The following is a 24837-nucleotide window of genomic DNA, read 5'->3' on the forward strand; positions in this document are numbered from 1 at the left end:
GGAATCCCCCGCTCCGTCAGGAGCGCGGGGAAGGGCCGAGGAGGGCCGGGTGACGACCTATGACGAACGAGCGAGCCTCAGCGATCTGACCACCACAGCGGAGCGGGTCCGCAGAGCGGTGGAGGGTGTGATCGAGGGCAAGCCGGAGGTCGTACGGCTCTCGCTGACCGTGCTGCTCGCCGAGGGGCACCTCTTGATCGAGGATGTGCCCGGGGTGGGCAAGACCATGCTCGCCAAGGCGCTGGCGCGGTCCATCGACTGCTCGGTGCGGCGCATCCAGTTCACGCCGGATCTGCTGCCGTCCGACATCACCGGCGTGAGCGTCTTCGACCAGCAGCGGCGGGACTTCGAGTTCAAGCCCGGTGCGATCTTCGCCCAGATCGTGATCGGCGACGAGATCAATCGCGCCTCGCCGAAGACCCAGTCGGCGCTGCTGGAGTCGATGGAGGAGCGCCAGGTCACCGTCGACGGGCACAGCTACGAGCTGCCCAGCCCGTTCATGGTGGTGGCCACGCAGAACCCGGTCGAGATGGAGGGCACCTATCCGCTGCCCGAGGCGCAGCGCGACCGCTTCATGGCGCGGGTCTCGATCGGCTATCCGCACCCGGAGGCCGAGCTGCGGATGCTGGACGTGCACGGCGGCGTCTCGCCGCTGGACGACCTCCAGCCCGTCGCGCACGCGCACGACATCGTCAAGCTCGTCGAGGCGGTCCGGGCGGTGCACGTCGCCGAGTCCGTGCGGCGGTACGCGGTGGACCTGGTGGGCGCGACCCGGCAGCACCCCGATCTGAGACTCGGGGCGTCGCCGCGGGCGACGCTGCACCTGCTGCGCGCCGCCAAGGCCGCCGCGGCGCTGGCCGGCCGGGACTTCACCCTGCCCGACGACGTCCAGGCGCTGGCCGTGCCGGTGCTCGCGCACCGGCTGCTGCCCACCGCGCAGGCGCAGCTGGGCCGGCGCACGGCCGAGCAGGTCGTCGTCGACATCCTCCAGCGGACCCCGGTGCCCGATCCGTCGGCGCAGGCGTGGCGTCAGCCGCCACCGCCCGCCCACCAGCCCCCGGGGGCGCGGAGGCTGTGATGTCATCCGGGGGAGCCCCCTCGCGAGGCCCGGCGGGGGCCGGGGCGAGGGGGGCCGCGCGCAGCGGCCTGTGGGCGGCGTTCAGCGGGCTGACCACCCGTGGCCGCTCCTTCCTGGCGGCGGGCGTCGCCGCCGCCGGGTGTTCGTATGTGCTCGGCCAGTCGGATCTGCTGCGGGTGGGCCTGCTGCTGGCCGTGCTGCCCGTGGTCTGTGTGATCGTGCTGCACCGCACCCGGCACCGGGTCACCGGCAGCAGACGGCTCTCGCCGTCGCGGGTGCCCGCGACCGCCGAGGCGCGGGTGCACCTGCGGATCGACAGCGTCTCGCGGCTCCCCACCGGGCTGCTGATGCTCCAGGACCAGGTGCCCTACGTGCTGGGGCCGCGGCCGCGCTTCGTCCTGGACCGGATCGAGCCGGGCGGCCGCCGCGAGGTGTCCTACCGGGTCCGCTCGGATCTGCGCGGGCGCTATCCGCTGGGGCCGTTGCAGCTGCGGCTGACGGACCCGTTCGGGATGTGCGAGCTGACCCGGGGTTTCAGCGCCTTCGACACCCTGACGGTCGTGCCCCGCGTGGAGCCGCTGCCGCCCGTGCGGCTCGGCGGCGAGGCGGCGGGCTACGGCGACGGCCGGCACCACTCCCTCGCGCTGGCCGGCGAGGACGACGTCATACCGCGCGGCTACCGCCACGGCGACGACCTGCGCCGGGTGCACTGGCGTTCGACCGCACGCTACGGCGAACTGATGGTGCGCCGCGAGGAGCAACCGCACCGGGCGCACTGCACGGTGCTGCTGGACACCCGCGGCACCGCCTACGAGGGCGCCGGGCCCGACTCCCCCTTCGAATGGGCGGTGTCGGGGGCGGCCTCCGCGGCGGTCCATCTGCTGGAGCGGGGTTTCTCGGTGCGGCTGCTGACCGACACCGGGAGCTCGGTGCCCGGCCCCGACGGCACCGGCGGGTACGGCGGCTCCGCGCACGACTCCGCGGACGCGGCCGGGTTGATGCTGGACACCCTCGCAGTGGTGGACCACTCCGGGGAGACCGGGCTGGCCGCCGCCCACGACACCCTGCGCGGCGGTGCCGGCGGGCTGCTGGTGGCGTTCTTCGGCGAGCTGGACGAGGAGCAGACGGTGCTGGCCGGGCGGATGCGGCAGCGCGGCGTGACGGCGGTCGCCTTCGTCCTGGACCCCGCCGCGTGGGCGTACGACCCGCCCGGCCGAGGGGGCCAGGGCCCCGGGGCGGGGTTCGACGCCGAGCGGCGGCTGCGCATGCTGCGGGAGGCCGGGTGGACGGCGCTGCCCGTCACCCCGGGCACGCCGCTGGCGGACCTGTGGCGGCTGGCGGGTTCCGCCGGCCCGGCCCCGGGCCCGCTCGACACGGCGGGCGGGACGACGGGCGGCTGGAGCGGCACAGCGGGAGGCAGGTCATGAGCGGGGGAATCCGGCTCGCGGTGTGCGCGGCGGCGGCCACGCTGGCGGCGGCGGGTGCGCTGCTGCCCCTGGTGGACCGGTCCGTGTGGATCGTGCAGGCGGCGTTCCTGCTGGCCGTCCAGACGTCGGTGGGCGTGCTCGCCCGCCGGGTACCGCTGGCCAGGGCGCTGACGGTGGCGGTGCAGGCCCTGGTGGCGCTGCTGCTGCTCACCGTGGTCTTCGCGCGGGCGCACGCGATCGGCGGGCTGCTGCCGGGCCCGGAGGTCTTCCAGGAGTTCGGACAGCTGCTGCGGGAGGGCGCGTCCGACGTCGGGCGGTACGCCATCCCGGCGCCGACGACCACGGCCATCCGGCTGCTGCTGGTCGGCGGGGTGCTGGTGATCGGCCTGGTGGTGGACGCGCTGGCGGTCACGTACCGCAGCGCCGCGCCGGCCGGGCTGCCGCTGCTCGCGCTGTACTCGGTGGCCGCCGGGCTGGCGGAGGGCACCGACTGGCTGTGGTTCCTGGCCGCGGCGGCCGGCTATCTGCTGCTGCTCCTGGCCGAGGGCCGCGACCGGCTCGCCCAGTGGGGCCGGGTCTTCGGCGGGGGCGGTGCCCGGCCGGGCCCGGCGGCGCATCCGCTGGGCCCCGGCCAGGGGTCCGCCATCGCGCCGGTCCGTACGGGCCGGCGGATCGGGGCGCTCGCGCTCGGCATCGCCCTGCTGGTGCCGGCCGTGCTGCCGACGATGGACAGCGGGCTGCTCCAGGCGCACGGCCAGAGCCCCGGCGAGGGCGGCACGGGCGGCGGGACCGGCGCGGTCAGCCCGCTGGTCGCCCTCCAGGACAGCCTCCGGCAGCCGGAGAACCGCGAGGTGCTGCGTTATCGCACCTCCACGCAGAACACCGGGGACCTGTATCTGCGCATCGTCACGCTCGACCAGTTCGACGGCTCGACCTGGCGCACCTCCCCCGGCCGCCCCGTCACGGAGGTGCCGGACCCGCTGCCCACCCCCGCCGGACTGGCCCCCGGGGTGCGCACGGGCCCGGTCAACACCTCCGTCGCGGCCTCCGGTTCGTACGCGCAGACGTATCTGCCCCTCCCCTATCCGGCCGAGCAGGTGCGGATCGGCGGCCGGTGGCGGTACGAGCCGGAGGGGCGGATGGTGGTAGGCGGCCACGCGCAGACCACCCGGGGCGCGCGCTATCAGGTGACGAGCCTGCTGGTGGAGCCGACGGCGGCCCAGCTGGCCGCCGCGCCCGCGCCCCCGCAGCGGCTGCTGCGCGAGTACACCAAGGTGCCGGGCTCGGTGCCGGCGGTGGTGGCGCGGACGGCGCGGAAGGTGACGGCCGGGGCGGCGAACCCGTACCAGCAGGCCGTGAAGCTCCAGGAGTGGTTCGCGGTCGACGGCGGCTTCCGCTACGACACGGAGGTGCGCTCGGGCAGCGGACCCGACGCGATCGCGAGGTTCCTCCAGGCCAAGGAGGGCTTCTGCGTCCACTTCTCCTTCGCCATGGCGGCCATGGCGCGGACGCTGGGCATCCCCGCGCGGGTGGCGGTCGGTTTCACCCCGGGCACCCCGCAGGCGGACGGCTCGATGTCGGTCGGCTCCAAGGACGCGCACGCCTGGCCCGAGTTGTACTTCGAGGGCGCCGGCTGGACGCGCTTCGAGCCCACGCCGAGCCGCGGCACCCCGCCGGAGTACACCGTCGCCGAGACGCCCGCCGGGTCGGACCCGGGCGCGCCCTCCGCGCGCCCCGACCGGTCCGCCGCGCCGTCGGCGCCGACCAGGCCGGATGACGAATGCACCGGGCAGTTGAAGAAGGCCGACGGCTGCCCGGCCCTCGCCCAGCAGCCGGGCGGCGGCGCGACCGACGACGGGCCGCCGGCGGGCACGGTGACGGCCGTCGTGGTGGCCGCGCTGGTGGTCCTCCTGCTGCCCGTGCTGCCGATGCTGTGGCGCCGACGGGTACGGGCCCGGCGGCTGCGCCCCGCGGACGCGAGTCGGCGTGGCCCCGGCGAAGAGGCCGAAACGGCCGGGCCGGGCGGTCGGCCGGTGAGCCCGGCGGTGCTGCCGGACGACGATCCGGCGGAGACCGTGGAGCGGACGCTGGCGGCCTGGCGGGAGCTGACCGACTCCGCCTGGGACTACGGCATCCTGCCGGACGACGCGCAGACCCCGCGGAAGGCGGCGGCGCGGATCGTACGGGCCGGCGCGCTGGACGGCCCGTCGGCCGAGTCCGCCGTCCGGGTGGCCACCGCGGTGGAGCAGGCGCTGTACGCGCCGACGCCCCGCCCGGCCGGGGCGTTGGCGGCCGAGGTCGAGACGGTACGGGCCGGGCTGCGCGCGGCGGCGGGGCGGGGGGCACGGCTGCGGGCCGTGCTGGCTCCGCGCTCGGCCGCCCGTGTGGCGTGGGCGTGTTCGCGACGCTGGTCGGCCGCGCTGGAGCGGCTGCGGAGCGGGCGGATCGTGGCGGTGTGGCGTCGGGCGGGCGGCGCGTTGCGCCTCTCGCGGCAGCGGGGCTGAACGGACAGCGGGCTGAGCTGAGCGGCTTCATCGAGCCCTTCCGGCGGGTGAGGACGCGCCGGACGGGCGCTGCCGCCGCAGGCGGCGGACGGGCAGCGGGACGACAAGCGGCAGGGGCCGGGACACGATGTCCCGGCCCCTGCCGTCTGCGAAGCGCTCCGCGCGCCCAGGAGAAATGCGGGGCTCAGTGGCCCTGTTCGTCACGGCGGCGCTGCCAGCGCTGCTCGATCCGGTCCATCACGGTACGGCGCTGTCGGGCCTGCCGCCGGGGTGCCCCGCCCATCGCGGCGGGTCCCGCCTGTGCTCCGGGCCTGGGCGCCTTGCGCCACCCCGTCACCGCGAGCACGGCACATCCCAGCATGACGAGGAACCCCACCACGCTGATCCAGATCTGTTGGGCGACCATTCCGGCCATGAGGAGCGCGATGCCCACCAGAAAACCCGCGACCGCCTGGTAGACCCGTCGCCGGGTGTACGTGCGCAGGCCGCTGCCCTCGAGCGCTGTGGCGAATTTGGGATCTTCGGCGTACAGCGCTCGCTCCATCTGCTCGAGCATGCGCTGCTCGTGCTCCGAGAGCGGCACGGAGTCCTCCTACTCGTCGGTCGCGGGGGGCGACCGGGGTGCGACCCTTTCAGGATAGGCAGGGAATCGCCCCCGTGAAACCCGCCCCTCTGCGCCAATCCGCCCACCGATGTGGTGTGGCGATCGATGACGTCGGGACGTACATTCCCTGCCCGCCGATCCGCCATGCCGGACGGTGTGCACCGATCATACGGGGCGAACGGGCTGATCGGGTGGCCTGTGACCTACCGCTTGCGGTCAGCCACGCTCGGCCAGGACGTGCAGCTGAGTGGCCACGGAGTGGAAGGCGGGCAGCTCGGCCGCCGCGGCCTCCAGCTGGAGCAGCGCGTCGATGGCTCCGGGCTCGGTGTCGACGAGTACTCCGGGCACCAGATCGGCGAAGACCCGCACGCCGTGCACGGAGCTGACGGCCAGCCCGGCGTCGGTGACCAGCTCGGTGAGCTGGTCGGCGGTGAAGCGGCGCGGGACCGGGTCGCCGTCGCCCCAGCGGCCGGCCGGGTCGGAGAGGATCTGCCGGGCCTCGGTGAAGTGACCGGCGAGGGCCCGGGCGAGGACGGCACCGCCCTGGCCCGCCGCCAGCAGGCTGAGGGTGCCGGCCGGGCGGAGCGCGTCGATGGCGTTGCGAATGCCCTCGGCGGGGTCGTCGACGTACTCCAGGACGCCGTGGCACAGGACGGCGTCGTAGCCGCCGCGCTCGACCACGTCGAACAGGCCGTGGGCGTCGCCCTGGACCCCGCGCACCCGGTCGGCGACCCCGGCCTCGGCGGCCCGGCGCTCCAGGGCGAACAGGGCGTTGGGGCTGGGGTCGACGACGGTGACCCGGTGTCCGAGACGGGCGAGGGGCACCGCGAAGTAGCCGGAGCCGCCACCGGTGTCGAGGACCTCGAGCTCGCCCGCGGCGTCCCCGCCGACGGCCTTGGCCCGGCGGTCGAGGGCGTCCCGCAGGACCTCCCAGACCACGGCGGTACGGAGGGACGCCCTCGGGCGCAGCGGGTCTGACACGGCGGGTGGCTCCTCGGCGCGGTGCCGCCGCCGGCTCGGCGGCGGCGACGAAGGACTGTTCGGCGGTGCCCAGCCTAATGGGCGGGGCGGCGGGGCCACACAACCCTCGCGCCCGCGCCCGGCGGGGCCACCGCGACCGGGGGCCGGGCCCGCGTCAGCCCGCCCGGTCGCGCTCGGCGGCCGGCTGCCGGGGCAGCGCCGGGCGGACGGGCCGGGCCGTGCGGTCGGGCTGCTCCAGCGGCAACTTCGGCTGGAGCACCACCATCCGCTCGACGAGCCGGAGGAAGACCGAGGCGTCCCGCAGCAGATCGTCCGCGTCACGGCGGCTCGCCGCGGAGCGGATGCCCGCCTCCGCGCGGGCCCGGCGGGGGGCGCCGGACGCGAACAGGGCGCTCCACTCGGTCAGTTCGGGGGCGACCTCCGGCAGGACCTCCCAGGCGCTGCGGATCCTCCGGCGACGCCGCTCGGAGGTCTCGGGGCGGCCGCGCACGGCGAGGACGGCGGCGGCCGTGCGCAGGGCGGCGAGGTGCGCGGTGGCGTACCGCTCGTGCGGGGCTTGCAGCGTGGCGGCTTCCGCCAGCCCATGCCGGGCCTGGTCGAGCAGGTCGAGGGCCGCGGGCGGGGTCACCGTGCGGCGCGGGACGGGCGGGACGGGCTGGAGGGGCGGGACGGGACGGACGTCGCTCGCGCTACCGGCCATGACGAACCTCCTTCGTCGGGGGCGGTCCGCACGCGGGCGGAGCCGCCGTATGCCCCCATCGTGGGGCACACCACTGACAATCGCCCTGACCTGCACGAACACCGTGCGCGGGGGCAGTTGGCACGTTCGGTCGCGGGCGGTGGGGGCCGAAGGCGCGGCCGAAAACATCCGTCCGCGGTTGACGGTCGCGGGGTCCGCCACCCCATGCTTTTGCACTGACCGGTCAGTGCGGCTTCTGGTACGGGAGGTTCGTGTGAACAGCGCTCCGCCGACCGACGCCCCGCCCGGGGCCGCCGTCAGAGCCGAGGGGTTCGGCGTCCGGGGGCCCCGCGGCTGGGCCTTTCGCGACGTGGACGTCACGGCCGCGCCCGGCGCGCTCGTCGCCGTCGAGGGCCCCTCCGGCTCGGGCCGCACCTGTCTGCTGCTCGCGCTCACCGGCCGGATGCGGGCCGGTGCCGGCCGGGCCGAGGTCGCCGGGCTGCCGCTGTCCGGGACGGGGCGCGGCGCGCACCGCGGGAACATGGCGGCGGTCCGGCGCATCAGCGCTCTCGCGCACGTACCCGGCGTCGCCGAGCTCGACACCTCGCTGACCGTCGCCGAGCACCTGCGCGAACGCGCCCTGCTGCGCCGCCGGTTCGGCGGCCCGCTGCGCGGTCTGCTGCGGCCGCGCGCCGAGCGGACGGCGGAGGCCAAGGCCCGCGTCGAGGCGGCGCTGGCGGCCGCCGGGCTGGACCCTGCGGCCCTGCCCAAAGGCGACCGCACGGCCGTACGGGACCTGAAGCGGCTGGAGTCGCTGCGGCTGTCGGTGGCCCTCGCGCTGATCGCCGGGCCACGGCTGCTCGCCGTGGACGACACCGATCTCAAGCTCTCGGACGCGGAGCGCACGCGCGCGTGGGCGCTGCTGCGGTCGGTCGCCGACGCCGGGACGACCGTGCTCGCGGTGTGCGGCACGGCACCGCCCGAGGCCACGGTCGTCGTTTCGACCGCCCGCCGCGACGCCGGAACGGACACCGGAGCCGGAGCGGACACCTGCGAGGAGGAGGACGCGGCAGATGCGCTCGCCGAAACTGGCCGCGCTTGAGCTGAGGCGGTTCGGCAGGGGAAGGCTCCCCCGCGCGGCGCTCGTCGCGCTCCTGCTGCTGCCGCTGCTCTACGGCGCGCTGTACCTGTGGTCCTTCTGGGATCCCTACGGGCGCCTCGACAAGGTGCCCGTGGCGCTGGTCAACGCCGACCGGGGCGCCACCGTGGACGGTCACAGGATCGGCGCGGGCGACACGATCGCCAAGGGACTGCGCGACAGCAAGTCGTTCCAGTGGCACGAGACGAGCGCCGAGGCGGCGCGCAAGGGCGTCGAGAACGGCACGTACTACCTGTCGCTGACCGTTCCCGCCGACTTCAGCGAACAGGTCGCCTCCAGTTCGGGCCGGACTCCGCGGACGGGCGCGCTCCAGGTGCGCACGAACGACTCCAACAACTACATCGTCGGCCAGATCTCCCGCACGGTCTTCTCCGAGGTACGGGCAGCCGCCTCCCGCAGGACCTCCCGGTCCTTCTACGACAAGATCTTCGTCTCCTTCTCCGCCCTCCACGACCGGACGGCGAAGGCCGCGGAGGGCGCGGGAAAGCTCGACGACGGGATCGGCAGGGCCGAGAAGGGCGCCGGGGACCTCCAGAAGGGGCTGGCCGACGCGAAGAAGGGCAGCGGCGACCTCCGGGAGGGCGTGGACGAACTGCACACCGGGGCGGGCACCTTGGACACCAGGTCCCAGGAGCTGGCCACGGGCGCGCGGAAGATCGCGGACGGCACCCGGCAACTGGCCGACAAGGTCAACGGCGCCGCGGCCGAGGAGGGCGCCTTCGTCAAGGAGAACGCCGAGCAGATCGGCCGTACCGCCCGCGTCGTCGCCAGGGAGACGAAGACGCTGCGGGACCACCTGGACGACCTGCCCTCCCCCGCCACCGCCGCCCGTCTCGCCGAGAGCAGCCGCCGCGCCGCGGACGCCCTGTCCGCCGCGTACGAGAAGTCGTGCGGGACGGCGGCACCGGCCGCCCCCGACGCCGTCTGCCCGGAGCTGCGGAAGGCGGTGTTCGCCGCGGAGAAGTCGGCGGACGGCGCCGCGGCCCTGAGCGCCCTCGTCCACAACGAGAACGGCGCACTGGACCGGCTGCCGGGCACCCTGGATGCCCTCCACACCTACGCCGTGCGGCTCGCCGAGGAGGCCCCGCACCTCGCCCGGGACATCGACGGTGCCGTGCGCAAGGTCAACGCCCTCGACGCGGGCGCGCGGAAGGTCGCCGAGGGCGCCGGGGCGCTGCACTCCGGGGCCGGGAGGCTGTACAGCGGACTCGGCACCGCCAAGGCGGGCGCCGGCGATCTGGACCACGGGATCGGGAAGTTGCGCGAGGGCGCGGGCACCCTCCGGGGCGGCATCTTCAAGCTCTCCGACGGCTCCGCCGAACTCGCCGACGGGCTGCGGGACGGCGTGGACCGGATCCCCGACTACGGCGGCAAGGAGCGTGACGCCCGCACCCGGGTGATGGCCGACCCCGTCGCGCTGGCCTCCGAGGCCACGCACAAGGCGGCCAACTACGGCACCGGTTTCGCGCCCTACTTCATCCCGCTCTCCCTCTGGGTGGGCGCGATGGTCGCCTACATGCTGATCCAGCCGCTCAACCGACGGGCCCTGGCCATCGGTGCGGGCGGCTGGCGGATCGCCCTCGCGGGCTGGCTGCCGGTCGCCGCGATCGGGGTGCTCCAGGCCGGCGCGCTGCTGGCCGTGCTGCACTGGCTGCTCGGGCTGGAACTGCCGCGCGCCGCGGCCACGATGGGCTTCCTGGTCCTGGTCACGGCGTGCTTCGCCGCGATCGTGCAGTGGCTGGGCGCCCGCTTCGGTCCGGCCGGGCGCATTCTCGTCCTGGCCCTGCTGATGCTCCAGCTGACGTCGGCGGGCGGCACCTATCCGGTGCAGACCAGCCCGGGGTTCTTCAACGCCGTCCACCCCTTCCTGCCGATGAGTTACGTGGTGGACGGGCTGCGCCACCTCATCACCGGGGGCGGCCCGGCCCCGGTGTGGCAGGCCTGCGGCGTGCTGGCCGCGTTCACACTGGGCGCGCTGGCGCTCACCGCGTGGACGGCCCGGGGCAAGCAGGTCTGGACGGTGGACCGGCTGCACCCGGAGCTGAGCCTGTGAGCCGCGTGGGCCCTGTGAGCAACGGCACGTCGTCGGCAGGGAGAATCATCCCCATGGACAGCAGCGGTACGCGCCGTCAGAACACCCGGCGGAAGCTCTTCGAGGCGGCGGTCACCCTCATCGCCGAGCAGGGCTTCTCCTCCACCACGGTGGACGAGATCGCCGAACGGGCCGGGGTCGCCAAGGGCACGGTCTACTACAACTTCGCCAGCAAGTCCGTGCTGTTCGAGGAGCTGCTGCGGCACGGCATCGAGCTGCTGGCCGACTCCCTGCAGCGGGCCGCCGACGAGAGCGCCGAGCGCGGCGGCCGCAGGGTCGACGCGCTGGACGCGATGATCGGGGCCGGGCTGGACTTCATCTCGCGCTATCCGGCGCTCACCCAGCTGTACGTGGCCGAGCTGTGGCGCACCAACCGGGCCTGGCAGTCGACGCTGATGCAGGTGCGGCAGAAGGCGATCGCGGTCATCGAGTCCGTGCTGCGGGAGGCCGTCGCCGCCGGTGAGCTGAGCCCGGAGATCGATGTGCCGCTGACGGCCTCGGCGCTGTTCGGGATGGTGCTGGTGGCGGCCCTGGACTGGCAGTCGTACCAGCCCGAGCGGTCGGTCGAGGAGGTGCACTCGGCGCTGTCACGGCTGCTGCAGGGGCGGGTGGGCGGCGCCGGCCGCTGACGGAAGCGGCCCCGGACAAGAAGGAAACGGGCGGAAACGGCGCTGTTCCGGTGCGGTCCGATCCCCCTCGGCCCGCACCGGAACAGTGTTCCCCCGTACTTCCCCCGTACTTCCCCCCCCGTGCTCCCCGGGCCTCCGCGTTTCCCCCGTGGAGACCCGGTTCTCCCCCGTCACGGCCGAGCCGTCGCGCCGTTCCGCCGCCCCGTGTCGGCGGTCCGGAGTTCCGGCTCTTCCGTGGGCACCACTCTTCCTTCCGAGCGGGCCCCCTCCCATCCGCGCAGCTACTCATCTCCGGTACTGAGTACGTGTACTCACGCCTGAGCGTTCATGCACGGCGGCAGGTGCCGGGCGGCCGGGGAGGGAAGGTGTCGGTGCCGCCGGATACAGTCACTGGCATGGCACGGATTGTGGTGATCGGCGCCGGGATGGGCGCGATGGCAGCCGCCGCCCGGCTGGCCGTCGCGGGCCACCGGGTAGCGGTGTACGAGCGCGCGGCGACGCACGGGGGCGGCGTGGGCCGCCTCGACCGGGACGGCTTCGTCTTCGACACGGGGCCGGGGCTGGTGCATCTGCCCGCCGTCTACCGCGACCTGTTCGTCAAGACGGGCAAGGAGCCGCTGGAGCGATGCGTCGGCCTGTCCCAGGTCGACCCGGCGAGCCGGCACGTCTTCGCGGACGGCACGGACGTCTCGCTGCCCAACGCCTCCCGTGCCGGGGTCGTCCAGGCCCTGGACGACGCGATCGGGCCGGGCGCGGGCGAGCGCTGGAGCGACCTGGTCAACCGGGCGCGCGAGGTCTGGGACGCGACCCGGCGGCCGCTGCTGGAGGAGCCGCTGCGCGAGGACCGCACGGCCCTGGGCGAGGATCCCTACCCCGCGGTGCGCAAGCGCGGTCTGTTCCGCCGGCGCGGCCCGGTCACCCTCGCGTCCGTCGCGGAGCGGGAGCTCGGGGACGCACGGCTGGCCGCCCTCCTGGAGAGCCACGCCCTGGCGTACGGGCTGGACCCGCGCCGCGCCCCCGGGAGCGCGACCGTGCTGCCCTACATGGAGCAGACCTTCGGAAGTTGGTATGTGAGCGGGGGCGTGCGGGCGCTCGCCGACGCGCTGTACGAGCGGTGCAGGGCCCGCAAGGTGGAATTCCACTTCGGGTCGGAGGTGGCCCGGCTGCTGGAGAAGGACGGGCGCGCCGCCGGTGTGGAGCTGGCCGACGGAAGCGTGGTCGAGGCGGATCTGGTGGTCGCCGGGGTCGCGCCCGGGCAGCTGGCGAGGATCGCGCCGGGCGCGGCCGCGACGCCCCGGTCCCCGGTGCCGCCCGGCAGGTTCACGGTCTTCCTCGCGCTGCGCGGGGCCCGGCCCGAAGGCGTCGTCCACCGCACGGTGGTGCACACCGGCGACCGGGCGGCGGAGTTGGCGGCCGTCTTCGGCGACGACGACCGGCCGGCCGGAGGGCACGGTGCGGGTTCCGTGTCCGGTTCCGGTTCGGGCCCGGCGGACTACCGGCCGACGGTGACCGTGCTGCGCCCGGACGATCCGGCCACCCGCCCGGACGACGGGCACGAGGCCGTCACGCTCAGCGCCACGGTCGCCCCGCACGGACGCGTCGACTGGACCGACGGGCCGATCGCCGACGGCTTCGCGGACCGGATGATCGACGCCGCCGCGGCGGCGGTGCCGGGGCTGCGGGAGCGGCTGCTGTGGTGGGAGGTCCGCACCCCGGCCGATACGGAAGCGGCCCTCGGGGCCGAGGGTGGCGGGGTGCCCGCGCCGGTACTGGCGGGCGCGGACGGCCGCTTCCTGCGCCCCGGCAACGCGACGGCCGTGCCCGGCCTTCATCTCGCGGGCGGTTTCGCCCACCCCGGCGGCGGGCTCGCCCACGCCGGGATGTCCGGGGCGCTGGTCGCCGGTCTCATCGTGTCCGGAGCCGACTGGCGCGGCTCGCAATGAGCAGCGCCTCTCGCACCCGCCGGGGCGGGTGGGAGAGGCGAGGCGGGCGGTCGGCCGTGCGTCAGTAGCGGTAGGGCTGCCCGTCGTAGCCGTGGCCCGGCAGTTGCTCGGGGTAGGGCGGCTGCTGCCCGGGGGGCGGCGGCGGGGTGTCGTTGTCGCGCTGCTGCGGCACCCAGACACCGCCGGGCGGGGTGTCGATGTCGTACTGCTGCGGCATTCCGTAGGCGTCGAGGGGGTAGCCGGCGGGCGCGGCCGTGCCGTACTGCTGCTGGGCGTAGACGTCCTGCTGTCCGTAGCCCTCGTAGGTGTCGTAGGACTGCTGACGGTTGCCGATGTAGGGGTCGGAGTAGGGCGCGTACTGCCCCTGCCCGTAGTCGAACTGGCCGGCATAGGCGCCCTGGCCGCTCTGATCGCCCTGAGCGGTGGCGCCGGGGGCGCCGGGGGGCTGACCGCCGTACGGGTCGTAGGTGCCGAAGACGCTCGTGTCCTGGCCCTGGTCGTAGCCGGTGGTGTCGCCGTAGCCGCCGTACGGGCCGGGGGCGGCCTCCTCCGACGCCGCGGGGGCGGGCTGGTGGGCCGCGTTGGGCAGCAGGGCCGGGCCCTGGTCGGCCTCGGGGACCGGGTGGACCTCGAGACCGGAGACCTCGAGGGTCGGCTCGGCGAGGGGGGCCGCGGGACCGCCCCGGCGTCGGCGGCCCGCCCGGGTCTTCTCCGCGCCGGCGGGCCCGGCGCCGGGCTCCTTGCCGTCCCCGGCGTCGTCCTTGCCGCGGCGGATGGCCCAGCCGGTGGAGAAGCCGCGGCGGAAGGAGAGCGTCACATACGTCTGCCCGATGGCGAAGGCGATCGCGCCCACCCCGATGACCACCACGGAGGGGATGAGCACGCCCACGACCACACCGAGGAAGCCGACGAAGGCGAGGAGCCGCCAGCGCAACCGCGCCTTGTACTGCAGCAGCACCTCGCCCAGCAGCCAGAGCGCGACGACGCCGAACGCGATGTAGAGGACCGTCCAGCCCATTAACGCCCCTCTCGTGCGGCCGCCGTTCGCGGGCCGGCCGTCAGGACCGCTGGTGCAGTCCCAGATTCTCGTAGATTTCCAGAGTCGCCGTGGAGTGGTTCAGGGTAATGAAATGCAGCCCGGGAATCTCCTCGGCCATCAACCGAGTGCACAGCTGCGTGGCGTACTCGATCCCGATCGAGCGTACAGCCGCCGGGTCGTCCTTGACCGCGAGGATCCGTTCCGCCAGATCCGGCGGGAACGCCGCGTTGCTGAGCTGTGCGAATCGTTCGATCTGGCGCACATTCGTGACGGGCATGATTTCGGGGATGATCGGGGTGTCGCATCCCGCCGCCGCGACGCGGTCACGCAGCCGCAGATAGTCCTCGGGGTAGAAGAACATCTGGGTGATGGCGAAATCCGCACCCGCGCGGCACTTGTCCACGAAGTGCCCGATATCGGTTTCCCAGTCGGTGGATCGCGGGTGCATCTCGGGAAAGGCCGCGACGCCGACGCAGAAGTCGCCGGACTCCTTGATGAGCCGCACCAGGTCGGCGGCGTAATCGATGCCCTTCGGGTGGCGCACCCACTCGCCCATGGGGTCGCCGGGCGGGTCGCCGCGCAGGGCGAGCATGTTGCGGATGCCGACGTCGGCGTACTGGCCGATGACGTTGCGGAGTTCGGCCGTGGAGTGGTTGACCGCCGTCAGATGCGCGACGGGGGTGAGGGTGGTGTCGGTCGCGATGCGCTCGGTCGCCCGCACGGTGCCCTCACGGGAGGAGCCGCCCGCACCATAGGTCACGGAGACGAACGTGGGGGCGACGGCCTCGATGCGGCGAATGGCGTTCCACAGCGTCCGCTCGCCCTTCTCGGTCTTCGGGGCCGCGAACTCGAACGAATACGACCGCTCGCCGCGGGCGAGTAGCTCACGCACTGTGTGCGCATGGTCTGTCCTGGTGGAAGCAGTGCCAAGGGCCATACCGGCAAGTTAACCAGCGGTGCGACGGAGGCCCCAACCATCGTTTTCGATATGCCCTTTTCGCCCGACCACTGTCCACACCTTGGACATTCCGTGGAAATATCGTGGGCAGTCCATGACCGTCGGGGCCGGTCGCGCCGCTGGTCACACGCCGTGGGGTTACCCGGCGTAATCGCGCACGCGCTTCGCGAGCCGGGCCGCGGCCTCGCCCGGATCGTCCGCTTCGGTGATGGCGCGCACCACGACGACCCGGCGGGCGCCGGCGTCCAGCACCTCGTCCAGATTGCCGGCGTCGATGCCGCCGATGGCGAACCAGGGCCGCCCGGCCCCCTCGGGCTGAAGGGCGGCGGCGTAGCGCACGAGGTCGAGGCCCGGGGCGTGCCGGCCGGGCTTGGTCGGGGTCGGCCAGCACGGGCCGGTGCAGAAGTAGTCGACGCCGGGCTCGGCGGCCGCGGCGGCCACCTCCGCCTCGGCGTGGGTGGAGCGGCCGATCAGTACGTCGTCGCCGAGGACGGCCCGCGCGGCCGGCACCGGCAGATCGCCCTGGCCGAGGTGCAGGACGTCGGAGCGGACGGCGTGCGCGACGTCGGCGCGGTCGTTCACCGCGAGGAGCCTGCCGTGGCGGCGGGCCGCCTCGGCGAAGACGGCGAGGTGCTCCAGCTCCTCCCCCGCCTCCATGCCCTTGTCGCGCAGCTGGATGATGTCGACGCCTCCGTCACCGAGCACGGCGTCCAGGAACTCCGGCAGGTCGCCCTGGCGCTTGCGGGCGTCGGTGCACAGATACAGCCGGGCGTCGGCGAGCCGCTCGCGTGCGGTGACGGACATGTGGTGGGTCCCCCCGGGTCGGCGGCGTACGGGCACGGGAGGCTCCCGTGCCCGTACGCCGGACGGTTTTCACTTCGCGTCTACGGCGCCTACGGGCGCGTCAGACGGCGAGCGCCTGGGCGCGGCGCTTCACCTCCGTGCCACGATTCTCGCGCAGCGCCTGCGCGGGGGTCCCGGGCAGGGTCGGGTCCGGGGTGAACAGCCACTCCAGCATTTCCTCGTCGCTGAAGCCGTCGTCCCGCAGCAGCGTCAGGGTCCCGGCCAGGCCCTTGACGACCTTGCCCTCGCCGACGAAGTCGGCGGGCACCTGGAGCACTCGGTTCTCGCCACGGCGCACGGCGATCAGCTGGCCTTCCTTGACCAGCTGCCGGACGCGCGTCACCTCGACATCGAGAATTTCGGCGATGTCGGGGAGGTTGAGCCAGGCGGGGACGAGAGCATCGATCTTTGCGTCAATCTCGGTCACGGGACAAGCCTGCCATCTAGGACTGACAGTGGGTAGCCGGGTTGACCCGAGCCGCGTCCGGACAAGCCTGTCCGGCGATCCGCCGGACAGGCGAACGGCACGTCACAGAGCGGCGGACTTCAGCGGCACGGACGCGTCCGCGGCCTTCGCCCGGTCGAGGGCCGCGCCGCGCTCGATGAGCTTGCGCCCCTGGGCCAGGTCGCGGGGCCGGCCCACGGCCAGCAGAGCCACCAGGACGCCCGCGCGCAGCCAGCACACCGTCCAGGCGGCGCTGTCGGGGTCGCCGCGCCACAGGAGCTCGTCGGCGGCCGCGTGGTGGCCCGCGTACTGCACGAAGCGGCCGAACTGCTCGGACCAGAAGTAGGGCACCGGGTCGTAGACCGGGCTCTCGGCCGGGCCGTGGACGATGTTCGCGGCGACGGTCCGGGGGCCCTGGAGCGCGTTGTCCCAGTGGTGCACGAGCAGCCGCTCGCCGTAGCGGGCGGAGGGGAAGGACGCGCAGTCGCCGACGGCGTAGACGTCGGGCAGGGACGTGCGCAGCCGGTCGTCGGTGACGACGGAGTGGTCCGCCGCGAGCGCGATGCCCGAGCCGGCCAGCCAGCCGGTCGCGGGCCGCGCGCCGATGCCGACGACCACGGCGTCCGCCGTGAGCCGGGTGCCGTCGGCCAGCAGCACCGCGCCCGGTTCCACGGCGGCCACGCGCGCACCGGTCAGCAGCCGGGCTCCGCTGTCGGCGTACCACCGGGACATGTGGACGGCGACCTCGGGCGGCATGGCGCCCGCCAGCGGCAGCTCGGCGGCCTCCACGACCGTCACCCGGCAGCCCGCCTCGCGCGCGGCGGTCGCGAACTCCGCGCCGATCCAGCCCGCGCCGACGGCCACGACGTCGTGCTGCCGGGCCAGCACCGGGCGCAGCCGCTCGGCGTCGTCCAGGGTGCGCAGCAGGTGCACGCCGGGCACGTCCTCGCTGCCGGGCAGGGCGAGGGGCTCGGCGCCGGTGGCGATGACCAGCACGTCGTACGGCACGGGCCCGGTCCCGGTCTCCAGCAGGTGCTCGTCGGCGCGCAGGCCGGTGACCTCCCGGCCGAGTTCCAGCTCTATGCCGAGCGACGCGAAGTCCACCTCGAAGGCCGACCCCTCCGCCTTGCCGAGCAGGACGGCCTTGGAGAGCGGCGGCCGGTCGTACGGCTGGTGGGGCTCGGCGCCCAGGACGGAGATCGCGCCGCGCCAGCCCTGCTCGCGCAGGGCGACGGCGGTCTGCACCCCGGCCATCCCGGCGCCGACGATGACGACCCGCTCCTCGGTGGAGGTCTTCGCTGCTTTCCCGTGCTCGCTCACCCGATCACTGTAGGGCTGCGGCCGGGCCGTACCGGAGCACCGGGTACGGAGACGTCTGACACAGCGTCACCATGTTTGGCCGCCGGAGGCCGCCGAACGGTGCGAGGCTCCCCCCGTCCGGCCGCCCTTCCGGTCCTTTCGCGGCGCGTACTAGGGTGGCCGTGCAAAGCACTCGCGGGAGCCCGGACGACCGGGCTGAGAGGGAGGCTGGACGGCCTCCGACCGTACGAACCTGATCCGGGTCATGCCGGCGAAGGGAGGGGCTGGACGCCCATGCACGCGTCTTCCACCATGCCCGGGGGCCGGGGCACGCCGTCGGACACCGTCTGCGACGTGCTCGTCGTCGGCGGCGGTGTCATCGGTCTCGTCACGGCGTGGCGCGCGGCGCAGCGCGGTCTGCGCACGGTCGTCGCGGACCCCGCGCCGGGCGGCGGCGCGGCCCTGGTCGCGGCGGGCATGCTCGCCGCCGTCACGGAGCTGCACCACGGCGAGCAGCGGCTGCTCGCTTTGAATCTGGCCTCCGCGCGGCGCTATCCGGCGTTCACGGCCGAGCTGGAGGAGGCGAGCGGCCAGGACACCGGCTACCGCGCCTGCGGCACGCTCGCCGTCGCCCTCGACGCCGACGACCGCGCCCATCTGCGGGAGCTGCACGCCCTCCAGCAGCGGTCCGGGCTGGACGCGCAGTGGCTGACGGGGCGGGAGTGCCGTCGGCTGGAGCCGATGCTCGCACCGGGGGTGAGCGGCGGTGTGCGGGTGGACGGCGATCACCAGACCGATCCCCGGCGGCTCGCGAAGGCCCTGCTCACCGCCTGTGAGCGGGCCGGGGTGCGCTTCCACCGTGCGGAGGCGGTCCGCGTCGACGTCACGGGCGAGCGCGCCACGGGGGCTCGTCTGGCCGACGGCACCCGAGTCGCCGCCGGGGCGACCGTGCTCGCCGCGGGCAGTCACAGCGGCCGTCTCGCGGGGATCCCCGAGCACGTCCTGCCCCCGGTCCGCCCGGTCAAGGGCCAGATCCTGCGGCTGCGGGTCCCCGGCCCGTACGCGCCCTTCCTCTCCCGGACCGTCCGGGCGGTCGTCCGCGGCGGCCCCGTCTATCTGGTGCCGCGCGAGAACGGCGAGCTGGTCGTCGGCGCCACGACGGAGGAGCTCGGCTGGGACACCACCGTCACCGCCGGCGGTGTGTACGAGCTGCTGCGCGACGCCCACGAGCTGGTGCCCGGCATCACCGAGCTGCCCCTGGTCGAGACCCGCGCCGGGCTGCGCCCCGGCTCGCCCGACAACGCGCCCCTGCTCGGCCCGACCGAGCTGCCCGGCCTGCTCACGGCCACCGGCCACCACCGCAACGGCATTCTGCTCACCCCGCTCACCGGCGAGGTGATGGCCGAGGTGCTGACCACCGGCCGGCTGCCCGAGACGGCCCTTCCCTTCTCCCCCCGACGCTTCTCGAACGCGCTCCAGGAGCTGCCCGCATGAACCCCACCGACCCCACCGACAGCCCCGCGGCCAACGTCGGCATCCACGTCAACGGCGAGCACCGCGAGGTCCCCCGGGGGCTGACCCTCGACGGCCTCGTGGCCGCCCTCACCACCGCGCGCGCGGGCGTCGCCGCCGCCGTCAACGAGACCGTCGTCCCCCGCGGCCAGTGGCCCGCCACGACGCTCGGCGACGGCGACCGCGTCGAGGTCCTCACCGCCGTGCAGGGGGGCTGATCCGCCCCATGGCAGACGATCTGCTCACCATCGCGGGCACCGCGTTCTCCTCCCGGCTGATCATGGGAACGGGCGGGGCTCCCAGCCTCGACGTGCTGGAGCGCGCACTGCTCGCCTCCGGCACCGAGCTGACCACGGTCGCCATGCGCCGGCTGGACGCCGGTGTGCGGGGCTCGGTGCTCTCCGTCCTGGAGAAGCACGGCATCCGCGTGCTGCCGAACACGGCGGGCTGCTTCACCGCCGGCGAGGCGGTCCTCACCGCGCGGCTGGCCCGTGAGGCACTCGGCACCGACTGGGTCAAGCTCGAAGTGATCGCCGACGAGCGCACCCTGCTGCCCGACCCGATCGAGCTGCTGGACGCCGCCGAGATCCTGGTGGACGAAGGCTTCACCGTCCTGCCGTACACCAACGACGACCCGGTCCTCGCCCGCAAGCTGGAGGACGCCGGCTGCGCCGCGATCATGCCCCTGGGCTCGCCCATCGGCTCCGGCCTCGGCATCCGCAACCCGCACAACTTCCAGCTGATCACGGAGCGCGCCGGGGTCCCGGTGATCCTCGACGCGGGCGCGGGCACGGCGTCCGACGCGGCGCTCGCGATGGAGCTGGGGTGCGCGGCGGTGATGCTCGCCTCGGCCGTGACCCGCGCCCAGGAGCCGGTCCTGATGGCGGAGGCCATGCGCCACGCGGTGCACGCGGGCCGCCTGGCCCACCGGGCGGGCCGCATCCCCCGCCGCCACTTCGCCGAGGCGTCTTCTCCTGCGGAGGGCTTGGCACGACTGGACCCGGAGCGCCCGGCGTTCTGACGGGGCTCCGCCCCGGGCCCCGGCCCCGGACGACGGGCGGCCCGGACAAGGCGTGCCACCCGTAACGGCGGCAAGCCACAGCGCAGCCTGCCCAATGTCACTGTTCGGCTGCGGATACCCCCTGCAGGCGCACCGCGTTCGACCTGCCCGTCGTGGCTCGTAGACTCGTATGCCGTGGATACGACCCTGGGGGACCCGCTCGTCGGGCACGTGCTCGACAGCCGCTACCGCGTCGAGGCGCGGATCGCCGTCGGTGGCATGGCCACGGTCTACCGGGCCGTCGACACCCGGCTCGACCGTGTGCTCGCGCTGAAGGTGATGCATCCCGGCCTCGCCGCCGACGAGGCCTTCGTGGAGCGCTTCATCCGTGAGGCCAAGTCCGTGGCACGGCTCGACCACCCCAATGTGGTGGGGGTCTTCGACCAGGGCACCGACGGCGTCTACGTCTATCTGGCGATGGAGTACGTGGCCGGGTGCACGCTGCGCGACGTGCTGCGCGAGCGCAAGGCGCTCCAGCCGCGCGCCGCGCTCGACATCGCGGAGCCCGTGCTGGCAGCGCTCGGCGCCGCGCATCTGGCCGGGCTGGTGCACCGGGACATGAAGCCGGAGAACGTGCTGATCGGCGACGACGGCCGGGTCAAGGTCGCCGACTTCGGGCTCGTACGGGCCGTCGACACCAACACCACGACCAACAGCGACTCCGTGCTGGGCACCGTGTCGTACCTCGCGCCCGAGCAGCTGGAGCAGGGCACCGCCGACACCCGCGCGGACGTCTACGCCTGCGGCGTCGTCCTCTACGAGATGCTCACCGGCGCCAAGCCGCACACCGGCAGCACCCCCGCCCAGGTCCTCTACCGGCACCTCCACGAGGACGTGCCGCCGCCGTCGGCGGCCGTGCCGGGGCTGGCGGCCGAGCTGGACGCCCTCGTGGCCGCCGCGACCGCGCGCGACCCGCGGCTGCGCCCGGCCGACGCGATCGCGCTGCTGGGGCTGGTCCGCGGGGTGCGCGAGAGCCTGTCCGACGAGCAGCTGGACGTGGTGCCGCCGCAGGCCGCGGCCGACGGCCGCGACGCGGCGCCGGGCCCGGACCACGTCGGTTCCGAGGACCGTACGAGCGTGATCCCGCGGACCGCCGCGGCGCCGCCCGCGCCCGCCCCGGACGACCAGCTCAACCACACCACGCGGCTGGAGCACGTGCCCGCGCCGCCTCCGCCGCCGGTGCCGCCGGGCGACGCGCCGCGCCCCGGCCGGCCGAGGCCCCGGTGGGGGCTGATCGGCGTGCTCGCCGCCGTGCTGCTGGTGCTGGCGGGCTCGGGTGTCTGGTACATCAATTCCGGCCAGTTCACGAAGGTCCCGGCCGTCCTGGACATGACGCGGGAGAAGGCCGAGCAGGAGCTGCGCGCGGCCGGTCTCGGGGTGAAGGTCAAGGAGGACGTCAGCGACACGATCGAGCGCGGTCACGTCATCTCCACCGACCCCGGGCCGGGCGGACGCATCCGCAACACCGGCAAGGTGACGATCGTCCTGTCCAAGGGCCCCGCCCGGGCCGAGGTGCCCAATGTCGTGGGCATGCCCTTCGGTGCCGCGAAGCGGAAGATCGAGGCCGCGGGGCTGACGGTCGGCGAGGTCGGCCGGCAGTTCAGCGGTGAGACCCCGCAGGACGCGGTGCTCGCGACCGACCCGCAGCCGGGCGTGGAGCGCCGGCCGGGCACGGCCGTCGCCCTGACCGTCAGCAAGGGCGAGGCACTGGACGTGCCGGACGTGAGCGGGCTGTCCATCGGCGACGCCACCTCCGCGCTGGAGGGCCGTGGCTTCAAGGTGAAGGTCGCGGACGACCCCGTCTTCTCGGACAAGGAGAAGGGCGCGGTGGCCGGCCAGTCCCCCGCCAGGGGCGAGCGGGCGGCCAAGGGCGACACCGTCACCATCACGGTCTCCAAGGGCAAGGAGATGGTGGAGGTCCCCGACGTCACCGGCCGCAGTGAGGCCGATGCCAAGAGGGCGCTGACGGCCGCGGGCTTCGCGGTGAAGGTGGACCGGCCGTTCCTCTTCCCCCGGGACTCGGTCGAGGGCCAGTCGGTCAAGGGCGGCGACAAGGCCCCCAAGGGCGACACCATCACCATCCGCCTCAAGGGCGGTCTCTGAGCCATGCCCCAGTCCATGAGCGGCACCATGAACGAAATGCTCTCCCCCCGCGCCCGTAATCCCGTCGGCGGCCATATCCCGGTGGCCGGCGGGCTGGCCAAGGTCGGTCTGCCGTACGCCCGGGAGATGGGCGCCGAGGCCGTGCAGGTCTTCGTCGCCAATCCGCGCGGCTGGGCGACCCCGTCCGGCAACGCCCGGCAGGACGAGGAATTCCGTGCCGCCTGCGCGGCCGAGTCCCTCCCCGTCTTCGTCCACGCCCCCTACCTGATCAACTTCGGGTCGCACACCGAGGCGACGGCGGAGAAGTCCGTGGAGTCGATGCGGCACTCGCTGCGCCGGGGGCGGGCGATCGGGGCGCGCGGCGTCGTCGTGCACACCGGCTCGGCGACCGGCGGCCGGCCGCGCCGCGAGGCCCTGGCGCAGGTCCACGAGCGGCTGCTGCCGCTGCTGGACGAGCTGACCCATGACGACGACCCGTGGCTGCTGCTGGAGCCGACGGCCGGTCAGGGTGCCTCGCTCTGCTCGCTGGTGGCGGATCTCGGCCCGTACTTCGAGGCGCTGGAGCACCATCCGAAGCTCGGGGTCTGCCTGGACACCTGCCATGTCTTCGCGGCGGGTCACGACCTCGCCGAGACCGGCGGGATGAAGCAGACGCTCGACGAGCTGGTCTCCGTCGTGGGCGGGGGCCGGCTGCGGCTGATCCACGCGAACGACTCCCAGGAGGCCGTCGGCGCGCACCGGGACCGGCACGAGAGCATCGGTTCCGGCCATATCGGCGCCGAGCCCTTCGCGGAGCTGTTCACGCATCCGGCGACCGAGGGGGTGCCGCTGACGATCGAGACGCCGGGCGGCAAGGAGGGGCACGCCGCGGACGTGGCGCGGCTGAAGGAGCTACGGGACGGCTGCGCCGGCTAGGCGGTGTCCTCGGACAGGCGGTGTCCTCGAACGCCGGGCGGGCCGGAGAACGTCACAGCTCCGGGCCGTCGCCGGGTTCCTCCTGGTAGGAGTAGCGCTGCTCGCGCCAGGGGTCGCCGACGTTGTGATAGCCGCGCTCTTCCCAGAAGCCCCGGCGGTCGGCGGTCATGTATTCGACGCCGCGCACCCATTTCGGGCCCTTCCAGGCATACAGGTGCGGTACGACGAGGCGGACCGGGAAGCCGTGCTCGGCGGTGAGCGGTTCGCCGTCCTTGTGGGTGGCGAAAATGGTCTGCTCCGCGGTGAAATCGGCAAGCCGCAGATTTGAGCTGAAACCGTACTCGGCCCACACCATCACATGCGTGACCTCGGGTGCGGGCGGTGCGAGTTCGAGGATCGTCCGGGCCGAAACCCCACCCCATTCGGCGCCGAGCATGCTGTACTTCGTGACGCAGTGCAGATCCGCGACGACCGTCGAATACGGCAGGGCGGAGAAGTCCTCATGGTTCCAGCAGCGCTTGTCACCGTCGGCGGTCGAACCGAAGACGCGGAACTCCCAGCGGTCGGCCTTGAACTTCGGCACCGGTCCGTAGTGCGTCACCGGCCAGCCGCGCTGGAGACGCTGCCCCGGAGGCAGCTGAAGCTGTTCCCCTTTGCGGCTTTCCGACTGACCCATGGGTCCATGGTGTCAGACCTTCCGGTGTGGTGATGACCAGGGGTTCCGCTATTGGGGCAACTCCCACTAAGTGTGCACTTACTGGACGCTTTCGAAGGGCGGTGCGAGGATGCGGCCTACCTGCCAGCCATCCTCTTGGAAGGAGCCTCTGCAATGCAGGGCGACCCCGAGGTCATCGAATTTCTCAATGAGCAGCTGACTGCCGAGCTGACGGCCATCAACCAGTACTTCCTGCACGCGAAGATGCAGGAGAACTTCGGCTGGCCCAAGCTCGCGAAGCACACCAGGGCCGAGTCGTTCGACGAGATGAAGCACGCGGAGATCCTGACCGACCGGATCCTGTTCCTGGACGGGCTGCCGAACTACCAGCGGCTCTTCCACGTCCGGATCGGACAGACGGTGACCGAGATGTTCCAGGCCGACCGGCAGGTGGAGGTCGAGGCCATCGACCGCCTCAAGCGCGGCGTGGAGGTCATGCGGGCCAAGGGCGACATCACCTCGGCGAACATCTTCGAGTCGATCCTCGAGGACGAGGAGAGCCACATCGACTATCTCGACACCCAGCTGGACCTGGTCGAGAAGCTCGGCGAGCCGCTGTACCTCGCCCAGCTGATCGAGCAGCCGGACAGCTGAGTCAGGCCGCCTGCGCCTCGGGTATCGCGGTCAGCTCGGCGCTGAGGACCTCCGGGTCGCCCTGATCGGCGAGCTCACGGCGGGGGCACGCGCCACGCCCGAGAATGCCCTGGATGCGGCGGACACAGCTGCCGCAGTCGGTGCCGGCCTTGCTCACGGAGGCTATCTGGCGGGGCGTGCACGCCCCGCGGTCCGCGTGCTCGCGCACCTGCTGCTCGGTGATCCCGAAGCATGAGCAGACGTACACGCGGTTCACCG

General features: G+C 74.0%; 23 protein-coding genes and 1 riboswitch. Of the genes, 13 read left to right on the plus strand and 10 right to left on the minus strand.

The window, feature by feature from the left end; all coding sequences use genetic code 11:
- Positions 1-49: 49 nt before the first annotated feature.
- From JO379_RS09305 to JO379_RS09315, 3 genes are read left to right on the plus strand one after another with little or no spacing between them, the layout of a single operon-like run.
- On the plus strand, positions 50-1078 hold the full coding sequence (locus JO379_RS09305; protein WP_130877334.1) for an AAA family ATPase: 1029 nt from the start codon (positions 50-52) through the stop codon (positions 1076-1078).
- A complete protein-coding gene (locus JO379_RS09310; RefSeq protein WP_209514567.1) occupies positions 1078-2505 on the plus strand; it encodes a DUF58 domain-containing protein in 1428 nt (475 codons plus the stop codon). Before JO379_RS09305 ends, JO379_RS09310 begins: the two co-directional genes overlap by 1 nt.
- The gene (locus JO379_RS09315) at positions 2502-5009 is read left to right on the plus strand and encodes a transglutaminaseTgpA domain-containing protein (protein WP_209514569.1); all 2508 of its coding nucleotides are present in this window, start codon (positions 2502-2504) and stop codon (positions 5007-5009) included. The genes JO379_RS09310 and JO379_RS09315 overlap by 4 nt, the downstream gene beginning before the upstream one ends.
- Before the next feature lie 184 nt (positions 5010-5193).
- Here JO379_RS09315 and JO379_RS09320 read toward each other — a convergent pair whose 3' ends face one another.
- The 3 genes from JO379_RS09320 to JO379_RS09330 all read right to left on the minus strand — a co-directional run bounded on the left by JO379_RS09320 (position 5194) and on the right by JO379_RS09330 (position 7294).
- A complete protein-coding gene (locus JO379_RS09320) occupies positions 5194-5592 on the minus strand; it encodes an SCO2097 family morphological protein (protein WP_130877337.1) in 399 nt (132 codons plus the stop codon).
- A 237-nt stretch (positions 5593-5829) separates the two neighbouring features.
- A complete protein-coding gene (locus JO379_RS09325; RefSeq protein WP_130877338.1) occupies positions 5830-6594 on the minus strand; it encodes a methyltransferase in 765 nt (254 codons plus the stop codon).
- A gap of 154 nt (positions 6595-6748) precedes the next feature.
- The gene (locus tag JO379_RS09330; protein ID WP_209514571.1) at positions 6749-7294 is read right to left on the minus strand and encodes an SAV_6107 family HEPN domain-containing protein; all 546 of its coding nucleotides are present in this window, start codon (positions 7292-7294) and stop codon (positions 6749-6751) included.
- A gap of 253 nt (positions 7295-7547) precedes the next feature.
- Between JO379_RS09330 and JO379_RS09335 the strand changes: the two genes are divergently transcribed.
- The 4 genes from JO379_RS09335 to JO379_RS09350 all read left to right on the plus strand — a co-directional run bounded on the left by JO379_RS09335 (position 7548) and on the right by JO379_RS09350 (position 13096).
- A complete protein-coding gene (locus JO379_RS09335) occupies positions 7548-8375 on the plus strand; it encodes an ATP-binding cassette domain-containing protein (RefSeq protein WP_307841931.1) in 828 nt (275 codons plus the stop codon).
- Complete coding sequence (locus JO379_RS09340) at positions 8347-10485, plus strand: YhgE/Pip family protein (RefSeq protein ID WP_209514575.1); 2139 nt, start codon at positions 8347-8349, stop codon at positions 10483-10485. Before JO379_RS09335 ends, JO379_RS09340 begins: the two co-directional genes overlap by 29 nt.
- Before the next feature lie 53 nt (positions 10486-10538).
- Positions 10539-11153, plus strand: coding sequence for a TetR/AcrR family transcriptional regulator (locus tag JO379_RS09345; RefSeq protein WP_130877342.1), 615 nt, complete (start codon positions 10539-10541; stop codon positions 11151-11153).
- A 395-nt stretch (positions 11154-11548) separates the two neighbouring features.
- Positions 11549-13096, plus strand: a complete 1548-nt coding sequence (locus JO379_RS09350) for a phytoene desaturase family protein (protein WP_209514576.1) — start codon at positions 11549-11551, stop codon at positions 13094-13096.
- 61 nt (positions 13097-13157) lie between these two features.
- Here JO379_RS09350 and JO379_RS09355 read toward each other — a convergent pair whose 3' ends face one another.
- From JO379_RS09355 to JO379_RS09375, 5 genes are all read right to left on the minus strand, one after another.
- Positions 13158-14114, minus strand: coding sequence for a hypothetical protein (locus JO379_RS09355; protein WP_209514577.1), 957 nt, complete (start codon positions 14112-14114; stop codon positions 13158-13160).
- 40 nt (positions 14115-14154) lie between these two features.
- Entirely contained in the window at positions 14155-15072 is a 918-nt protein-coding gene (gene metF / locus JO379_RS09360) for a methylenetetrahydrofolate reductase [NAD(P)H] (protein ID WP_130877345.1), read from the minus strand.
- A 159-nt stretch (positions 15073-15231) separates the two neighbouring features.
- A complete protein-coding gene (gene thiE / locus JO379_RS09365) occupies positions 15232-15897 on the minus strand; it encodes a thiamine phosphate synthase (RefSeq protein ID WP_130877346.1) in 666 nt (221 codons plus the stop codon).
- A gap of 100 nt (positions 15898-15997) precedes the next feature.
- On the minus strand, positions 15998-16363 hold the full coding sequence (locus JO379_RS09370) for an Rv2175c family DNA-binding protein (RefSeq protein WP_130877347.1): 366 nt from the start codon (positions 16361-16363) through the stop codon (positions 15998-16000).
- A 102-nt stretch (positions 16364-16465) separates the two neighbouring features.
- Positions 16466-17635: an NAD(P)/FAD-dependent oxidoreductase gene (locus JO379_RS09375; protein WP_245381937.1), complete on the minus strand. Its 1170-nt coding sequence runs from the start codon at positions 17633-17635 to the stop codon at positions 16466-16468.
- Between the two features lie 230 nt (positions 17636-17865).
- A riboswitch (TPP riboswitch) is annotated at positions 17866-17977 on the plus strand.
- Here JO379_RS09375 and thiO point away from each other — a divergent pair.
- The 5 genes from thiO (at position 17975) to JO379_RS09400 (ending at position 23270) form a co-directional block, all read left to right on the plus strand.
- A complete protein-coding gene (thiO, locus tag JO379_RS09380) occupies positions 17975-19174 on the plus strand; it encodes a glycine oxidase ThiO (RefSeq protein WP_130877349.1) in 1200 nt (399 codons plus the stop codon). It overlaps the preceding riboswitch by 3 nt.
- Complete coding sequence (thiS, locus tag JO379_RS09385; protein ID WP_130877350.1) at positions 19171-19410, plus strand: sulfur carrier protein ThiS; 240 nt, start codon at positions 19171-19173, stop codon at positions 19408-19410. Before thiO ends, thiS begins: the two co-directional genes overlap by 4 nt.
- Before the next feature lie 8 nt (positions 19411-19418).
- Entirely contained in the window at positions 19419-20213 is a 795-nt protein-coding gene (locus JO379_RS09390) for a thiazole synthase (RefSeq protein ID WP_130877351.1), read from the plus strand.
- Positions 20214-20387: 174 nt separating this feature from the next.
- On the plus strand, positions 20388-22355 hold the full coding sequence (gene pknB / locus JO379_RS09395; RefSeq protein ID WP_209514579.1) for a Stk1 family PASTA domain-containing Ser/Thr kinase: 1968 nt from the start codon (positions 20388-20390) through the stop codon (positions 22353-22355).
- A 15-nt stretch (positions 22356-22370) separates the two neighbouring features.
- Positions 22371-23270: a deoxyribonuclease IV gene (locus JO379_RS09400; RefSeq protein ID WP_245381420.1), complete on the plus strand. Its 900-nt coding sequence runs from the start codon at positions 22371-22373 to the stop codon at positions 23268-23270.
- Between the two features lie 52 nt (positions 23271-23322).
- On the opposite strand, the gene JO379_RS09405 is transcribed toward JO379_RS09400, so the two are convergent.
- Positions 23323-23946, minus strand: coding sequence for a sulfite oxidase-like oxidoreductase (locus tag JO379_RS09405; RefSeq protein WP_130877353.1), 624 nt, complete (start codon positions 23944-23946; stop codon positions 23323-23325).
- Between the two features lie 153 nt (positions 23947-24099).
- Between JO379_RS09405 and bfr the strand changes: the two genes are divergently transcribed.
- Entirely contained in the window at positions 24100-24579 is a 480-nt protein-coding gene (bfr, locus tag JO379_RS09410) for a bacterioferritin (RefSeq protein WP_130877354.1), read from the plus strand.
- Between the two features lies 1 nt (position 24580).
- Here the strand turns inward: bfr and JO379_RS09415 are convergent, their stop codons facing one another.
- Positions 24581-24835, minus strand: a complete 255-nt coding sequence (locus tag JO379_RS09415) for a (2Fe-2S)-binding protein (RefSeq protein ID WP_130877355.1) — start codon at positions 24833-24835, stop codon at positions 24581-24583.
- Positions 24836-24837: the final 2 nt, after the last annotated feature.

This window comes from Streptomyces syringium (assembly GCF_017876625.1).
Taxonomy (GTDB): Bacteria; Actinomycetota; Actinomycetes; order Streptomycetales; family Streptomycetaceae; genus Streptomyces; species Streptomyces syringius.

Excerpts from the sequence above, each read along its gene's own strand:
- JO379_RS09340 (WP_209514575.1), top strand. The coding sequence starts at position 8,347 with ATGCGCTCGCCGAAACTGGCCGCGCTTGAGCTGAGGCGGTTCGGCAGG.
- JO379_RS09310 (WP_209514567.1), top strand. The coding sequence starts at position 1,078 with ATGTCATCCGGGGGAGCCCCCTCGCGAGGCCCGGCGGGGGCCGGGGCG.
- JO379_RS09345 (WP_130877342.1), top strand. The coding sequence starts at position 10,539 with ATGGACAGCAGCGGTACGCGCCGTCAGAACACCCGGCGGAAGCTCTTC.
- thiS (WP_130877350.1), top strand. The coding sequence starts at position 19,171 with ATGAACCCCACCGACCCCACCGACAGCCCCGCGGCCAACGTCGGCATC.
- JO379_RS09355 (WP_209514577.1), bottom strand. The coding sequence starts at position 14,114 with ATGGGCTGGACGGTCCTCTACATCGCGTTCGGCGTCGTCGCGCTCTGG.
- thiE (WP_130877346.1), bottom strand. The coding sequence starts at position 15,897 with ATGTCCGTCACCGCACGCGAGCGGCTCGCCGACGCCCGGCTGTATCTG.
- thiO (WP_130877349.1), top strand. The coding sequence starts at position 17,975 with ATGCACGCGTCTTCCACCATGCCCGGGGGCCGGGGCACGCCGTCGGAC.
- JO379_RS09330 (WP_209514571.1), bottom strand. The coding sequence starts at position 7,294 with ATGGCCGGTAGCGCGAGCGACGTCCGTCCCGTCCCGCCCCTCCAGCCC.
- JO379_RS09350 (WP_209514576.1), top strand. The coding sequence starts at position 11,549 with ATGGCACGGATTGTGGTGATCGGCGCCGGGATGGGCGCGATGGCAGCC.
- JO379_RS09315 (WP_209514569.1), top strand. The coding sequence starts at position 2,502 with ATGAGCGGGGGAATCCGGCTCGCGGTGTGCGCGGCGGCGGCCACGCTG.
- bfr (WP_130877354.1), top strand. The coding sequence starts at position 24,100 with ATGCAGGGCGACCCCGAGGTCATCGAATTTCTCAATGAGCAGCTGACT.
- metF (WP_130877345.1), bottom strand. The coding sequence starts at position 15,072 with ATGGCCCTTGGCACTGCTTCCACCAGGACAGACCATGCGCACACAGTG.
- JO379_RS09405 (WP_130877353.1), bottom strand. The coding sequence starts at position 23,946 with ATGGGTCAGTCGGAAAGCCGCAAAGGGGAACAGCTTCAGCTGCCTCCG.
- JO379_RS09390 (WP_130877351.1), top strand. The coding sequence starts at position 19,419 with ATGGCAGACGATCTGCTCACCATCGCGGGCACCGCGTTCTCCTCCCGG.
- JO379_RS09400 (WP_245381420.1), top strand. The coding sequence starts at position 22,371 with ATGAGCGGCACCATGAACGAAATGCTCTCCCCCCGCGCCCGTAATCCC.
- JO379_RS09375 (WP_245381937.1), bottom strand. The coding sequence starts at position 17,635 with ATGGCCGGGGTGCAGACCGCCGTCGCCCTGCGCGAGCAGGGCTGGCGC.